The sequence below is a fragment of the Ornithinimicrobium kibberense genome (assembly GCF_006519705.1).
GTDB lineage: Bacteria > Actinomycetota > Actinomycetes > Actinomycetales > Dermatophilaceae > Ornithinicoccus > Ornithinicoccus kibberensis.
The window spans coordinates 89,098-104,299 of the sequence record NZ_VFXM01000009.1; the positions used below are offsets into that span (position 1 = coordinate 89,098).

11 protein-coding genes and 1 tRNA gene are annotated in these 15,202 nt (G+C 72.3%); 5 read left to right on the top strand and 7 right to left on the bottom strand.

Annotation, left to right across the window (positions count from 1 at the left end):
* Positions 1-31 precede the first annotated feature (31 nt).
* A complete protein-coding gene (locus FJR00_RS09145; RefSeq protein ID WP_141338441.1) occupies positions 32-1,495 on the top strand; it encodes a protein adenylyltransferase SelO in 1,464 nt (487 codons plus the stop codon).
* 55 nt (positions 1,496-1,550) lie between these two features.
* On the opposite strand, the gene FJR00_RS09150 is transcribed toward FJR00_RS09145, so the two are convergent.
* A complete protein-coding gene (locus FJR00_RS09150; protein ID WP_141338442.1) occupies positions 1,551-2,405 on the bottom strand; it encodes an alpha/beta hydrolase in 855 nt (284 codons plus the stop codon).
* 11 nt (positions 2,406-2,416) lie between these two features.
* The gene (locus FJR00_RS09155; protein WP_141338443.1) at positions 2,417-4,072 is read right to left on the bottom strand and encodes an ABC1 kinase family protein; all 1,656 of its coding nucleotides are present in this window, start codon (positions 4,070-4,072) and stop codon (positions 2,417-2,419) included.
* A gap of 494 nt (positions 4,073-4,566) precedes the next feature.
* On the opposite strand from FJR00_RS09155, the gene FJR00_RS09160 reads away from it, so the two are divergent.
* The 3 genes from FJR00_RS09160 to FJR00_RS09170 are packed head-to-tail and all read left to right on the top strand — an operon-like array spanning position 4,567 to position 7,327.
* The gene (locus FJR00_RS09160) at positions 4,567-5,151 is read left to right on the top strand and encodes a DUF4956 domain-containing protein (RefSeq protein ID WP_141338444.1); all 585 of its coding nucleotides are present in this window, start codon (positions 4,567-4,569) and stop codon (positions 5,149-5,151) included.
* Positions 5,148-5,954, top strand: a complete 807-nt coding sequence (locus FJR00_RS09165; RefSeq protein ID WP_141338445.1) for a polyphosphate polymerase domain-containing protein — start codon at positions 5,148-5,150, stop codon at positions 5,952-5,954. The genes FJR00_RS09160 and FJR00_RS09165 overlap by 4 nt, the downstream gene beginning before the upstream one ends.
* 20 nt (positions 5,955-5,974) lie before the next feature.
* Positions 5,975-7,327, top strand: coding sequence for a carbohydrate-binding domain-containing protein (locus FJR00_RS09170; protein ID WP_141338446.1), 1,353 nt, complete (start codon positions 5,975-5,977; stop codon positions 7,325-7,327).
* Between the two features lie 405 nt (positions 7,328-7,732).
* On the opposite strand, the gene FJR00_RS09175 is transcribed toward FJR00_RS09170, so the two are convergent.
* The 5 genes from FJR00_RS09175 to FJR00_RS09195 all read right to left on the bottom strand — a co-directional run bounded on the left by FJR00_RS09175 (position 7,733) and on the right by FJR00_RS09195 (position 13,571).
* Positions 7,733-9,250 (bottom strand): sensor histidine kinase, encoded by a 1,518-nt coding sequence (locus FJR00_RS09175; RefSeq protein WP_141338447.1) that lies wholly within the window; start codon positions 9,248-9,250, stop codon positions 7,733-7,735.
* Entirely contained in the window at positions 9,247-9,987 is a 741-nt protein-coding gene (locus tag FJR00_RS09180) for a response regulator transcription factor (RefSeq protein ID WP_141338520.1), read from the bottom strand. Before FJR00_RS09180 ends, FJR00_RS09175 begins: the two co-directional genes overlap by 4 nt.
* Positions 9,988-10,345: 358 nt before the next feature.
* Positions 10,346-10,418 (bottom strand) — tRNA-Thr (locus FJR00_RS09185).
* Positions 10,419-10,464: 46 nt separating this feature from the next.
* A complete protein-coding gene (locus tag FJR00_RS09190) occupies positions 10,465-11,631 on the bottom strand; it encodes a transglycosylase family protein (protein ID WP_141338448.1) in 1,167 nt (388 codons plus the stop codon).
* 185 nt (positions 11,632-11,816) lie between these two features.
* A complete protein-coding gene (locus tag FJR00_RS09195) occupies positions 11,817-13,571 on the bottom strand; it encodes a serine/threonine-protein kinase (RefSeq protein ID WP_141338449.1) in 1,755 nt (584 codons plus the stop codon).
* 123 nt (positions 13,572-13,694) lie between these two features.
* On the opposite strand from FJR00_RS09195, the gene FJR00_RS09200 reads away from it, so the two are divergent.
* Positions 13,695-15,155, top strand: coding sequence for an alpha,alpha-trehalose-phosphate synthase (UDP-forming) (locus tag FJR00_RS09200; RefSeq protein ID WP_141338450.1), 1,461 nt, complete (start codon positions 13,695-13,697; stop codon positions 15,153-15,155).
* Positions 15,156-15,202: the final 47 nt, after the last annotated feature.

The following is a 15,202-nucleotide window of genomic DNA, read 5'->3' on the forward strand; positions in this document are numbered from 1 at the left end:
CGGGGCCGCGGACCTGACCTACGCTCGATGGATGAGCACGTCCACCCGACCGACCGTCGTCCTCGAGGGCCGGTTCGCCACCGAGCTGCCCGAGCTGGCCATCCCCTGGCAGGCCGAGGCCGCCCCGGACCCCCGCGTCCTGGCCCTCAACGAGCCCCTGGCCGACGAGCTGGGCCTCGACCCAGGGGGGTTGCGCGGCGCCGAGGGTGTGGGCCTGCTGACCGGGCGCAGCGTCCCGGCCGACGCCACCCCCGTGGCGCAGGCCTACGCCGGGCACCAGTTCGGGGCATACTCCCCGCGGCTGGGCGACGGACGGGCGCTCCTGCTGGGCGAGCTGGTCGACCCCGTCGGCCGCCGCCGCGACCTGCACCTCAAGGGGTCCGGGCGCACCCCCTTCGCACGCGGGGGCGACGGCCTGGCCACCGTGGGCCCCATGCTGCGCGAGCACATCGTCTCCGAGGCCATGCACGCCCTGGGCATCCCCACGACGCGCTCGCTGGCGGTGGTGGGCACCGGTCGCTGGGTCCAGCGGGAGAGGACGTTGCCCGGCGCGGTGCTCGCGCGGGTGGCCGGCAGCCACCTCCGCGTGGGGACCTTCCAGTTCGCCCGGGCCACCGGCGACGTCGCGCTGCTGCGGCGCCTGGCCGACCACGCGATCGACCGGCACCACCCCGGGGCGGCCGGGTCGGACGACCGGTATGCCGCGCTGCTGCGGTCCGTGGTCGCCGACCAGGCCTCCCTCGTGGCGCGCTGGATGCTCGTGGGCTTCGTCCACGGCGTGATGAACACCGACAACATGACGATCTCCGGGGAGACCATCGACTACGGGCCGTGCGCCTTCCTGGACCGGTACGACCCGGCGACGGTCTACAGCTCGATCGACGCGGAGGGACGCTACGCCTACGGCAACCAGCCCGCCGTCGCCCGGTGGAACCTGGCCCGGCTGGCCGAGGCGCTGCTGCCGCTGCTGCACGAGGAGGAGGACCGTGCGGTGGAGGTGGCGACGGAGGCGGTCGAGGGGTTCGCGACGGCATACACATCGGCCTGGTCGGAGGGGATGCGGGCCAAGCTGGGCCTGCCGGAACAGGTCGCGCCGGACGACGCCGACTCCCTGGCCGAGGAGCTGCTGGGCCTGCTGCAGGAGCACCGGGTGGACCACACCTCGTTCTTCCGCAGCCTCGGCGCCGTCGCGCGCGGTGACACCGCTGCGGCACGGCGTGCCGGCGCGGACGGGGCCGCGTTCGACGCCTGGTTCCGCCGCTGGCTTCCCCTGGAGCCGGACGCGGCGTCGATGGACCCGGTCAACCCCGTCTACATCCCCCGCAACCACCTGGTAGAGGAGGCGCTGGACGCCGCCGTGGAGGGTGACCTGACGCTGGTGGAACGGCTGCTGGAGGCGGTGACCGACCCCTACGTCGAGCGTCCCCACCTGGAGCGCTACGCCGGCCCGGCCCCGGCGGACCTCGGCCCCTACGTCACGTTCTGCGGGACGTGAGGTCCGGTCCGGAGGCCTCCTGATGGCCGCCGAGCTGGGCTGACGACGGAGCCGCTCACCGGTCCAGGGTGTCCGCCAGGCGGGTCAGGGCGTCCGCCACCGGGGCGCCGAACATCTCCGGGTCGTTGTGGTCGACCCCGTCCAGGACGACCTCCTCGACGAGGTGGCCGGCGCCGTCGGCGACCCGGCGGCTGAGCTCGGGAGGAATGACCGAGTCGTGGCTCCCCCGGACGACCGTCACGGGCACGGCGCTGCCCCGGACGTGCTCCAGCACGGGGAAGCGGTCGCGGAGCAGGAGCCGCACCGGAACCCAGGGGTAGTGGTGCGCCCCGACGTCGGCGAGCTCGGTGAACGGTGACCGCAGCACCATGGCGGCAGGAGGACGTCTCGCGGCCAGGGCGGCCACCACACCGGTGCCGAGGGACTCACCGAGGTAGATCGTCCGCTGCGCGGGGAATCCCTCGTCCTCGAGCAGCTGCGCTGCGGCGCGGGCGTCGGTGGCCAGGCCGTCCTCGTCGGGCGAGCCGGGATTGCCGCCGTAGCCCCGGTAGTCCATCAGCAGGACGGTGAACCCGCGTCGGGCCAGCTCCTCGGCGAGCCCGGCCCGTCCGGCACGGTTACCGCCGTTGCCCGGCGCGTACAGCACCCCCAGGCCACGGTCGCGATGCTCCGCCGCCGGGACCAGCCAGGCTCCCAGCTCCAGCCCGTCCTCGGTCTGCAGCACGACGTCCCGGGCCCCGGGCAGCACCTCGGCGGCCGGAGGGACGGCCGTGGCGTCGGGGAAGTAGATGAGGGAACGCTGCAGCGACGAGAGCACCATGACGAGCACCACCACCAGGACGATCGGGACGAGGACGAGGACGAGGAGCCGTACCGCGCGCCGGGGTCCTCCGTGTCGGCCAGAGGTCATGCCAGGGCTGGTCAGCGCGGCCTGATGTGGCGGGGGCGTCCGGTCCAGGCGAGGTAGGCGCTGCCCGCGGTGAGGGCGGCACCCCCGCCGGCCACGAGTGGACCCGCGAAGCGGCCCAACCGGTCCCTGTAGGCCACGAGCACGTTGGTGCCGCCGGTGATCATGGCCGCCACCACCAGAGCGGCGACGACCCGGTCTCCGGTGCGCTCCATCCGTCCGACCAGCGGCTCGATCTCAGCCGTGCGGATGGTCACGTCGACGCCACCGCCGTCGATCCGGTCGAGCAGCTGCCGGGCGTAGGAGGGCAGGTCGACCCCCAGCTGGGCGGCCGTCAGCGTGGCGTCCCGCAGCCGCGCCGCCATCTGCCGCGGGCTCAGCTGCTCCTCGATCAGACGTCGTGCATAGGGGTGGAGCACCGTGGTGATGTCGAAGCCGGGATCGATCTTGAGTCCCAGACCGTCCACGATGATCAGCATTCGGAACAGCTGCACCACCTCGGGCGGGAGGGAGAGCCGGTGGTGGCGCACCACCGTGAAGATCTGGTTGGCGACCCGGTCGAGGTGGATGTCGGCCAAGGCCCGTCCGTCCAGCCAGCTGGTGATCCGAGCGAGCTCGGTGCGCATGCGCCGGCGGTCCAGCGCACCCCGGGGCGGAGCGATCTCGAGCAGGATCCTGACGAGCCCGTCGGTGTCCTGCCGGACCAGGGCCATCACCATGCGGGCGAACTGTCCACGCATCTCCGGGCTGATCCGCCCGACCATGCCGAAGTCGATCAGGCCGATGGTGCCGTCACGCTCGACGAAGAGGTTGCCGGCGTGTGGGTCTGCGTGGAAGACACCGTCCTCGAAGACCATCCGGATCAGCACCTCGACCGCGCGCCGGGCGAGGTCCGGGCGGTCGACGCCGGCGGCATCCAGGGCGTCGACGTCGTCGATCCGGATGCCCGAGAGCTCCTCCATGGTCAGCACCCGTGACGTCGTGGTCTCCCAGTCGACCCAGGGTATGTGGACACCCGGCGCGCCGCGGAAGTGGTCACCGATCTCCTCGCAGGCTCGGGCCTCGGTGAGGTAGTCCAGCTCCGCCCTCAGGGAACGGGAGAACTCCTCCACCAGGCCCGCGAAGTCCATGTCGGACAGCAGCTGGGAGTTGCGGCTCAGGTGGCCGGCGAGGTTCTTGAGGATCTCAAGGTCGTTGTGGACCTCCTGGACCACGCCAGGCTTGCGGATCTTCACCACGACCGAGCGCCCGTCGTGCAACCGGGCACGGTGGGCCTGGCCGATGGAGGCGGTGGCCACCGGGACCGGGTCGAACCAGGCGAAGAGCTGCTCCACCGTGGCACCGAAGTCGTCGTGCACCACCGCGGCCATCTGCTCGAAAGGGACCGGGGAGGTGGAGTCGGTGAGCCTGGCGAAGGCCTGGCAGTAGGGGGCGGGGAAGATGTCCGGTCGGGTGGAGATCAGCTGACCCAGCTTGATGAAGGTGGTCCCGAGCTCCTCGAAGGTGTCCACGAGGAGGCCCGGCAGCTTGTCCCGCTCAACCTCCAGGTCCCGCTCGGTGGGCTGGTGCGGGAGCCAACGACCCAGACCGGCCTGGACCGCGATGGCGTGCAGCCCGTGCCGCGTCAGGACACGGGCGATCTCCCGGTAGCGCTTCAGGTGACCGGCCATGTCAGCACGCTACAAGGGCACGCGCCCTGCCTCCTCGTCGGTCTCGCACAGGAGGAGAGCTGGCGAAGGGACTCGAACCCTCAACCACCTGTTTACAAGACTCCCGACCAAAACGTCCTGACCTGCACTAACAGCCGAAAATGATGAGTTCAGACCTTTTCGTGCATCATACGTGCATCATGGCTGTCGCCTCGGGGCTCTTCGTGACCACTAGGTTCCGGAAAGAGCGGCCAACTCCGTGTTTGACCGGGGCCGAGCGTCGGCTGCCACGCTAGACCCTCGCCACTTGGCGCGCCACCCGCGGTCGATGCCGAGCAGAGACCCCGCAGAGGTGCCGGCTGGCAGTTCCGTTCTACCCCATAAGCACATCTCGAGAGCGCCGACGACAGACATAGCCTGCCCACAGGAACGCCACAGCCCAGGCATACGCGAGCCTCCCAGAGTGATGGGTACCCGCCCGGCAGACCCGGGACCCATCACTGGAGGAGACCTCGATGAGCACCCTCATGCTCTATGCCGCCGACGTCGTCGCGGCCACCGTCCTAGCCATCGGCATCTACTGGCCCCGCCACCGTCGCCGCGACCTCGTGGTCGCCTTCCTCGGTATCAACGTCGGCGTCCTCGCTGTCGCGGCCCTGCTCGCGGGGTCCTCGGTCACCGCGGGGCTCGGTCTCGGGCTGTTCGGGGTGCTGTCGATCATCCGGCTGCGGTCGGACGAGCTCGCCCAGCACGAGATCGCCTACTACTTCGCCGTCCTGGCGCTCGGTCTCGTGGGAGGTCTCGCAAGCACGACCGCCCCCTGGCTCGCGGTGACCTTCATGGCCCTCATCGTGACCACGATGGCGATTGTGGACTCCCCCGCGTTCCTGTCCGGTCACCGGCGACAGGTGCTGGTCGTCGACCGGACGTTCCCCGACGAGTCGCTCCTGGTCCAGCACGTCGCGCAGCTCCTGGGCGCAGAGGTGACGGCCGCGACCGTGGTCCGGACCGACCTGGTCAACGACAGCACGACCGTGGACGTCCGCTACCAGGTCGCTCGCCGGCACGTGGTGCGCGCCGAGGGGCGGGTCCTGGTATGAGCGCTGTTAACGCCCTGCGACCGGTCACCCTGGCCGAGCTCACCGAGCGGGCGGCGCTGATGAGTCGCACCGACCGGAAGTACCTGGTGCCCTCCTCGCTCGTCGACTACCTCGTCGGCACCCTCGCCGACCAGGACGCGGATGCGGTCCAGGTGCTGCAGATCGGTGACCGACGTGAGTTCGGCTACCGCTCGACCTATCTGGACACCCCGGACCTGGACTGCTACCGCGCCGCGGCGACCGGTCGTCGCCGCAGGTCAAAGGTGCGGGTCCGTGACTACCTCGACACCGGCGACTCCTACCTCGAGGTCAAGACGCGAGGGGTGCGCGGCGTCGCGGTCAAGGAACGGCTGCTGCGCGACAGCGCCACCGTGGCCGGCGAACCGGCGCTCACTGCCGCAGAGCTCGCGTTCGTCGCCGAGCGACTCACGGTCGGCACCAACGCCACGGCCGGGCTGCATCCCGCGTTGGTCACCACGTACCGGCGCGTCACGCTGCTCGACGCCGTCGACGGGGCACGGGTGACCCTGGACAGCGGCCTGTCCTGGACCCTCCCCGACGACGAACCCTCTCGCTGCCGGAGAGCGCTCGACGACCTCGTGGTCGTGGAGACCAAGACGGACTCGCGCCCCGGTCGCGCCGACCGGATCCTGTGGGCGGCCGGGATGCGCCCGGTGCGGCTGTCCAAGTACGCCACCGGGATGGCCCTCACACACGCCCTCGCGGGCAACCGCTGGCACCGCACCACCGCACGGCTGCGTGCCGACCTCCACCCCACCACCCCTCTCGCCCTCGCGGGCTGACCACCTCCAAGGAGACCACTATGAACCTCTCTCGCCTCATCGCCAGCGGCACCGCCGGCCTGGCAGCGTTGAGCCTCGCCGCCTGCACCGGGCTCGGCGCCATCGCCCAGTCGCCCGGCTCGACCAGCACCACCACGACCCAGACCTCGTCCGCGGCCGGCGCGACATCCGCAGCCAGCTCGACAGCAGCCGAGGACGCCACCGCCAGCGCGGAGGCCAGCGACACCTCCTCGACGACGACCGGGCTCGGCGGCCTCGATACACACTGGGACGAGGACGACCTGACCTGGGACCCCAGCGAGGAACAGGCCGTCACCCTCGCCGACGGAGCGAGCAGCACCGACTCCGACGGGGTGGCGGTGGACGGCGACGTTATCACCGTCAGCGCCGGTGGGGTATACCGGATCTCCGGGGACCTCGGCGACGGCCAGGTCGTCGTGACCGCCCCGGACGACGAGACCGTCACCCTCGTCCTGGACGGCGTCGACATCACCAGCACCACCGGCCCGGCCCTGTCGGTGGTCAGCGCGGACGAGGTCACCGTGGTGCTCGCGGACGGCACCGACAACACGCTGACCGACGGCGAGGGCTACGAGGTCGCCGACGACTCCACCCCGGTCGCCGCTCTGGCGTCGGCCTCCGACCTCACCCTCGCGGGGTCCGGGTCCCTGACCGTGACAGGACGCGCCAACGACGCCATCAGCTCCAGCGACGGCCTCGTCGTCACCCCCGGCACCGGGCAACTCACCCTGGAGGCCGTCGACGACGGCCTGCGCGGGAAGGACTACGTCGACCTGCTCGGCGGCACGATCACCATCACGGCCGGGGACGACGGCGTCAAGTCGGACAACACCACTGACACCGACCGAGGCTGGGTGCTCGTGGACGGCGCCACGCTCACCGTGGCCGCCGGCGACGACGGCATCAAGGGCGAGCAAGCGCTGCAGGTCTCCTCGGGCGAGGTTACGGTCAACTCCTCCGTCGAGGGTATGGAGTCCGCCTGGATCCTCGTCACCGGCGGCAGCGTGGACGTCACCGCCTCCGACGACGGCATCAACGCCACCGCCGTCGACGGGGTCGAGGGAGGGAGCGAGTCCGATGACGGCTCGCTGCTCCAGGTGACCGGTGGGACGATCACGGTCGCGGCCGGCACCGACGGGATCGACGTCAACGGCTCCGCTGAGCTGACCGGCGGCACGGTGACCATCAGCAGCGCCGCCAACGGCGGCGACAGCCCAGTCGACGTGAACGGCGAGCTCACCCTGGACGGCGCGCAGGTCACGGCGAACGGCACCATCATCACGTCCGCCGACCAGCTGGCTATGCGGCCCGGTGGCCCGGGTGGCGGCATGGCGCCTGCCCCCCGCGGCTGACCACCCGAGAACGACGGGGCCGACCACCACCTGGTGGTCGGCCCCGCTTGTGTCGTATCGCGACCTGGGCGCAGGGCGAACGATGTGAGTGACCGTCCCTCGGCCCAGTCACAGGACGCGCATGGGTGATTGGTCTGCTGCGGCGCACCTGTGTGTTGATCGAGCTCATCGTTCCGTCGTGGGGGTCGCGCCAGAGCGGTTAGCCGGGAGCCGCCCCATGCTTCTTGAGACTGCCGCAGCAACAGTCCTCACGATGGAACACCACAGCCCTACCGCAAGCAGGCGACCTCGGATATCCCCGCCGTCGAGCCCCTTCTCGGTCCCTCATCTTCGGGGCTCCATGCTCGTCGGAGGCGAGCGGACGGCTGCTCGATGCTCCCCGGGGGGTTCTTCCCAGGGTTCCCGCTAGGAGACCGCCGGGAGCTGGACGGTGAGCTGGGTGAGGCCGGGGACCGAGGTCGCCGTGACCTGGCCGCCGTGGGCCCGGACCACCGCGTCGACGATGGCCAGACCGAGCCCGCTGCTCCCGGAGACCCGCGAACGTGAGGTGTCGGCACGCCGGAAACGCTCGAAGACGTGCGGCAGCAGATCGGCGGGGATGCCCGGCCCGTCGTCGGTCACCGAGAGCCGCACCAGTCGTGCGCCGCCCTCACGGACAGGGCGCAGGGCCGCGGTCACAGTGCTGCCCGGGGGCGTGTGGACGCGGGCGTTCGACAGCAGGTTGGCCACCACCTGGTGCAGGCGGTCACGGTCGCCGGTCACGACGACCGGCTCGGGCGGAAGGTCGAGCTCCCAGCGGTGGTCCGGCCCAGCGGCACGCGCGTCCCCGACGGCATCCAGGAGCAGCGAGGAGAGGTCGACCTCCTCGGTACCGGCCAGCCCGGGGCCGTTGCCGCCCGCGGCCGCCGAGTCCAACCGGGCGAGCAGCAGCAGGTCGTCCACCAGACCCGACATGCGCACCGTCTCCGACTCCACCCGCGCCAGCGCGTGCTGCACGTCGGGCGGCACCGGGTCGGGGACGCGGCGGGTGAGTTCGGCATACCCACGGATCGCCGCCAGCGGGGTGCGCAGCTCGTGGCTGGCGTCGGCGACGAACTGGCGCACCTGGCGCTCGTTGGCCTCACGCGCCTGCAGCGCCGCGACGACGTGGTCGAGCAAGCGGTTCAGCGCGGCACCCACCTGGCCCACCTCGGTGCGCGGGTCGGTGTCCTGGTCCGGCACACGGTGCGGCAGGGTGACCTCGCCGGTCGACAAGGGCAGCTCGGTGACCCGGGCGGCAGTCGCGGCGACCCGGTCCAGCGGCCGCAGGGCGCCTCGGACCACCACGGTGCCGGCGACCCCCGCGAGGAGCAGACCGAGCACGGCGACAGCAGCGATGGTGAGGACCACCCGCTCCACGGTGTCGTGCACACCGGATAAGGACAGCCCCGTGACGATGACCTCGCCTGAGTCCGTCTCCACCCCCACCACCCGGTAGTCGAGCAACTCCGGGCCGAGGTCGACCGTCACCGGTGTGCCGTCCACCGGGACCGTGAGCAGCGGCGCCGCGGTCGCCGCATCGATGGGCTGACCGGTGCCCGCCTGGTCGAGCACCGCGGCACGGTCCACCTCCCCCGCCACGATGCGGGCCCCCAGCGTGTCCTCCGGCTGACCGGGGATCTCCAGGAAGTCAGGTACCCCGCCGGCCAGACCACCGTCGGGTGGGGGTCCTTCCCCACCACCCGGTGGACGGTCGGCGGCGTCGCCGGCGCGCTGGGCCGCGGCGACGAGCTGGGTGTCCACCCGCTCCATGAGGACCCCGCGCACCGTCACGACGCTGAGGACGGCGATCGCCGTCACCACCAGCGCGAGGAGCGAGAGGACCGCGAGGAGAAGACGCCGCCTCAGCGTCCACGCCGCGGGGCGGGGCAGCCAATTCGTCACGTGCTGACCGGCTTGAGGACGTAGCCGGCTCCCCGCAGGGTGTGGATCATCGGGTCCCGACCCGCGTCGATCTTCTTGCGCAGGTATGAGATGTACAGCTCGACGATGTTGGCCTGTCCGCCGAAGTCGTAGTTCCACACCCGGTCCAGGATCTGAGCCTTGCTGAGCACCCGGCGCGGGTTGCGCATGAGGAAGCGGAGCAGCTCGAACTCGGTCGCGGTGAGCTCGATCGACTCCTCGCCGCGCCATACCTCGTGGCTGTCCTCGTCCAGCACGAGATCACCGACGACCAGCCGCGGGTCCGGGGCGCTGGCGACCACGGCCTGGGTGCGTCGCACGAGACCACGCAGCCGGGCGACCACCTCCTCGAGGCTGAACGGCTTGGTGACGTAGTCGTCTCCACCCGCCGTGAGACCCGCGACCCGGTCCTCCACCGCGTCCTTCGCGGTCAGGAAGAGGACCGGGACGTCCTCACCCTGGGTGCGCAGCCGTCGCAGCACGGCCATCCCATCCAGGTCAGGCAGCATCACGTCCAGGACGACGACGTCCGGACCGAAGTCGCGCACCTCTCGAAGGGCCGTGGTCCCGGTGCCGGCAGTTCGCACCTCCCACCCCTCGTAGCGCAGAGCCATCCGCAGCAGGTCGGCGAGGACAGGCTCGTCATCGACCACCAGCACGCGCACCGGGGTCCCGTCGACCCGGGTCAGAGGCTGGGCAGGCGAAACGCCGGGTGACATCGTCATGACCTCACTCTCCACCGGCGGACTCCAGCCCACCTGTGCCGCACCTGTGAAACAGCTATGTGTTTCGGTCCACGTTACGACCAGGGGCACGCCGACCGAAGCACTTGCATCCTCGCGCAAGAGCAACAGTTGGGAGTCCGTGCCAGGCAACCGGCTCCAACCCGGCAGCCTGCCCCAATTCGCGTGCAGCATATGTGCGTCAGCGATGAGGACGTCCCATCCATAAGTGCACTGCGCAAGCGAAGAAACCGCAGGTCAGAGGCGCCTCGAGGCTTGACCCACCTGTTTCTCGAACAGCAGCCCGAAGCGGTGACATCAGAGCCCAAATCGCCTGCACCACAGGCGATCTCAGAGCTGGCGAAGGGACTCGAACCCTCAACCACCTATTTACAAGACAGGTGCGCTACCAGTTGCGCCACGCCAGCCGGGCCGGGAGCGCCCGGCCGACCGTCGATGCTACCTGCCCGCCGCTCAGCCGATGACGTTCGCGTTCAGCCAGGCCTGCAGGGCCACGACGGTGCGGTAGTTCATGTAGGTCGACCCGTCGCGGGACAGGCCGATGTGGCCCTGCAAGGCGGCCTGGGACATCGGGCCCCAGGCACCGTCCACCCGGGTGCCGACCTCGGCCTGCACCGCCTTGACCGTCGTGGTGTCCCAGCGGCCGGTCTCCGGCAGGCCGACCCACCGCTGGACCGCCTTGACCGTCAGCGGGCCACGGCTGCCGTCCAGGACGAGCGGGGCCATCGTACTCGACCCGGGGCTGGTCACGGCCCCGTCGGCCGCCTTCATGATCGACCCGCTGACCCAGCCCCGGCCGTCGGCCAGCCTGATCCAGCCGTTCGTGGACGACTCGCCCTGCACCGTCGCCCCGTGCGCCAGGCCCCCGACCACCGCGTAGGAGGTGGACGGGCCGGACCGGACGTTCGCCCCCAGGGTCGCGGTCACCGTCCAGCTCGTGGACGCGGCGGGCGGCTCGGGCGTGGGCTCCGGCTCCGGTTCCGGCGTGGCGGCTCCTGGGTCCTCGTCGGTCAGCGTGGACAGGGCGATCCACCCGCGTCCGTCGGCCAGCCGCACCCACCCGTTGCTCAGCGTCCCGGTGACCTCCGAGCCCGTGGCGGCGGCGCCGACCACGGCATACGTCGTCGACGGGCCCGAGCGCACGTTCGCCCCGGGCGTCGCGCTCACCCACCACGTGCCCTGCACGCCCGGCGCGGGCGCAGGGGCCGGGGCCGCCCCGTCGTAGGGCTCCAGCCCGTTCTCCATCGTCAGCCCGGCGCGCACCGAGCACACCGGCCAGGCGCCGGGTCCCTGGACCTTGAGCACGCGCTGGGCCACGGTGATCTGCTGCAGCTTGGTCGCCTGGTGGGCGTAGGGGGCGAACTCCCCTCCGCCGAAGCCGGTCCAGGTCGGGTGCCAGAACTGCAGCCCGCCGTAGAACCCGTTGCCCGTGTTGATGCTCCAGTTGCCGCTGGACTCGCAGTCGGCCACCCGGTCCCAGACGTTGTGGTCGTCGGCGGCGGCGGTCGGCGCGGCCATCCCCATCGCGGAGACGGAGGTCGCGCCCGCCAGGGTCAGCCGGCCGACGCGACGCCGGAGCACCCCGGTGCGGGGCGTGCGGTGGGAGGTGGTGGAGCCCATGGAGCGGTCCTTCCGGCAGGGGCGCGGTGCCGGGACGAGCACCGCGGGCGTCGCACCCGAGGGACGGGTGTGACGGATGGGACGAGCCGGACCAGCCTAGAGGCACCCTCCCCGGACGGGGAAGCGGGTGTGACGCACCTCATACGACGAGATCCCCCGGTCGAGCCGAGCACCCTGCTAATGGGTCACGGGAGCTGGAACGGCAGCACGTCCCGCGGGTCGACGTCCGGGGGCAGCGGCCACCAGGACACGGCGGGCGCGTCGAGCACGCCCCACACGGCGAGCGCGGCACCCCCCACGAGCATCAGGGTGACCAGGGCCACCGTGGGCAGCCCGGCCGGGGCCACGCCCCGCACCAGCGTGCGCGACCCCCGCCGCAGGGACGTGGCGGACAGGCCCCACCAGGCCAGGAGCCCACCGACGAGGGAGCCGGCCGCGATCGGCAGGGGGTGCTCGACCCCGACGCCGACCATCGTCTCTGTCGTCGTCACCACCCCCGCGACCACGAGGGTGACCAGCACCGCCAGCCCGACCGGCAGCAGCAGCGAGAGGAGGGTGGCCAACACCCCCCGGGTCAGGTGCCATGGGGACGCGGCGACCAGCACCGGCACGTCGCTGCGTCGTCGTCCGGCCTCGTGGCGGCGCAGCACGAGCGTGGTGAGGCTGGCGTCGACCGTCCTGGCGGCCACCCCCCACAGCGCGAACAGCCCCCACGCCAGGACCGGCACCGTCGAGGCCAGGCCGACGAACCCGACGAGCATCGCCGCCAGCGTCCCGGTCCGGCGGCTGCGCCCGATCCGGGGGTCGGGCCCGCCCTGCTCCCCCGCCGCCACGGGGTATGCCCCGTCGGTCCCCGGCTGCGCCTGCGGGACCGCGGGACGCCCGGCGTCGCTCTCCGCGGCGTCCCGGGGCGGAGACGGCACCGCCACCAGCCCGGGCTGCCGGGGAAGCCCCCGGGTGGGGTCGACCACCGGCTGACGGCGGGTGTCGTCCCGGTCGCGCGGGCCGCCCTCGTGCCCGCCGACGCCACCGCCCCCACGAGGCGCTCTCGAGGGCAGGACACCGGTGACGTCCTCCCCCCGGGCATAGCGCTCCAGGCCCTCGAGCAGCTGCCGCTGCGCGGGTCGTCGGGACGGGTCGGGATCCAGCGCAGCGGCCAGCAGCGGCCGCAGGGCGGGGTCCACGCCGTCGAGCCGGAGCCGTCCCCGCGTCACCCGGTCGAGCACGACGGTCATCGGCGCCCGGCCGAACGGCGGCTCCCCGCTCGCCGCGTAGGCCAGCGTGGCCGCCCAGCCCCACCAGTCGGTGGCCCGTCCCACGTCGCCGCCCTCGACGACCTCGGGCGAGAGGTAGCCCGGCGTCCCCATGACCATCCCGGTCATCGTCAGCCGCACGTCGTCGGCGACCTGGGCGATCCCGAAGTCGATGACGACCGGGTCCAGCCCGGTGCCGTCCTGACGTCGCACCATGAGCACGTTGCCCGGCTTGAGGTCCCGGTGGACGATCCCGGCCCGGTGGATCGCCTCGAGCGCCTCCCCCAGGCCGCGGCCCAGCCGGAGCAGCTCCTCCCCCTGCAGCGGCCCTGACCGTCCCACGACCTCGTCCAGCGGGCGGCCGGCGATGTACTCGGTCGCCACGAAGGGGGCCGGTCCGTCGACGTCGGCGTCGACGACCGCCGCCACCCGCGGGTGGTGCACCCGGGCCAACGTGCGCACCTCGCGCCGGAGCCTGGCCCGGGCCTGCTCGTCGTGGGCGATGTGCTCGCGCAGCACCTTGACGGCCAGCTGGCGCCCCCGGTCGTCCACGGCCCGCCACACGACCCCCATACCCCCCTCCCCGATCCGCTCGAGGAGCTCGTAGCCGCCCAGCCGACGCGGCACGACGACCGGGACCCGTCGGGTCGGGTCGGCACCGGGGGTGCGGGGCAGCTCGGTCGTCACGGGGTCCACGGTATGCGGTCTCCTCCTCGGGGGACCCGGTCTGCAGGTCCGGCGGGCGGACTCCGCAAGCCCTCACTAGGCTGGCGGACGGAGTCGACACAGGTCAACGAACGAGGAGCGCAGATGGTTTCGTCCGCACGCGGCACCTACGACTTCGTCGTGGCCGCCAACCGGCTGCCGGTGGACCGGCACGTCGAACCGGACGGCACCACGACCTGGCAGACCAGCCCCGGAGGCCTGGTCACCGCCATGGAGTCGGTCATGCGCGACCGGGAGGGCGCCTGGGTCGGCTGGGCAGGCTTCCCCGGCGAGGCCCCCGAACCCTTCGACGACGGGCCGCTGCGGCTGGTCCCGGTGCCGCTGTCGGCCGAGGAGATCGCCGACTACTACGAGGGCTTCTCCAACGACACCCTGTGGCCGCTCTACCACGACGTCATCGTCCCGCCCACCTTCCACCGGTCCTGGTGGCACTGCTACCGCGCGGTCAACGAACGGTTCGCCGAGGCGGTCTGCGAGGTGGCCGCCGAGGGCGCGACCGTGTGGGTGCACGACTACCAGCTCCAGCTGGTCCCGGCGATGGTCCGCGACCGTCGACCCGACCTGCGGATCGGCTGGTTCAACCACATCCCCTTCCCGCCGGTCGAGCTCTTCGCCCAGCTCCCGTGGCGGGCCTCGATCCTGCGCGGCCTGCTCGGGGCCGACTTCCTGGGCTTCCAGCGCCCCGACGACGCCCGCAACTTCCGGCGCGCCTGCCGGGCGGTGCTCGGGGCCCGCGCCGCCGGCGACCAGGTGCGCTGGGACGGCACCGACGACGGGCGGACGGGCGCCGGGCCGCGGACCGTGCGGGCCGCCTCGGTCCCGATCTCGATCGATGCCTCCGGCTTCCAGCGCCTGGCCGACTCCCCCGAGGTCTGTGAGCGGGCCCGCGAGATCCGGGAGTCGCTCGGCGACCCCGACGTCGTGCTCATGGGGGTCGACCGGCTCGACTACACCAAGGGCATCCGGCACCGGCTGCGCGCGATCGGCGAGCTGTTCGAGGACGGCGACATCGCTCCCCCGGACGTCACCTTCGTCCAGGTCGCCACCCCCAGCCGCGAGCGGGTCGAGGCCTACCGCACGCTCCGCGAGCAGATCGAGGCGACCGTGGGCCGGATCAACGGCGACTTCTCGCACCTGGGCGACACCGCGGTCCACTACCTGCACCAGTCCTACCCGCGCGAGGAGATGGCCGCCCTCTTCCAGGTGGCCGACGTCATGCTCGTCACCCCGCTGCGGGACGGGATGAACCTCGTGGCCAAGGAGTACGTCACCGCCCGCCACGACGGCGGAGGCGCCCTCGTGCTGTCCGAGTTCACCGGGGCGGCCGAGGAGCTGCGCGCGGCCTACCTGTGCAACCCCCACGACATCGAGGGCCTGAAGGAGACGATCGTGCGGGCGATCCGGGACGACCCGGCCGAGAAGAGCCGGCGCATGGCCGCGCTCCGGCGCCGGGTCCGCCGCCACGACGTGCAGACGTGGGCCGAGGAGTTCCTGGCCGCCTTGGCCTCGGCGCCCCAGCGGCCCCGGGGGCGCTCCCGCCGATGACCGGTCGGCACCCGGCCACCGCACGAACGTCCCGCCCCCCCCGCCCC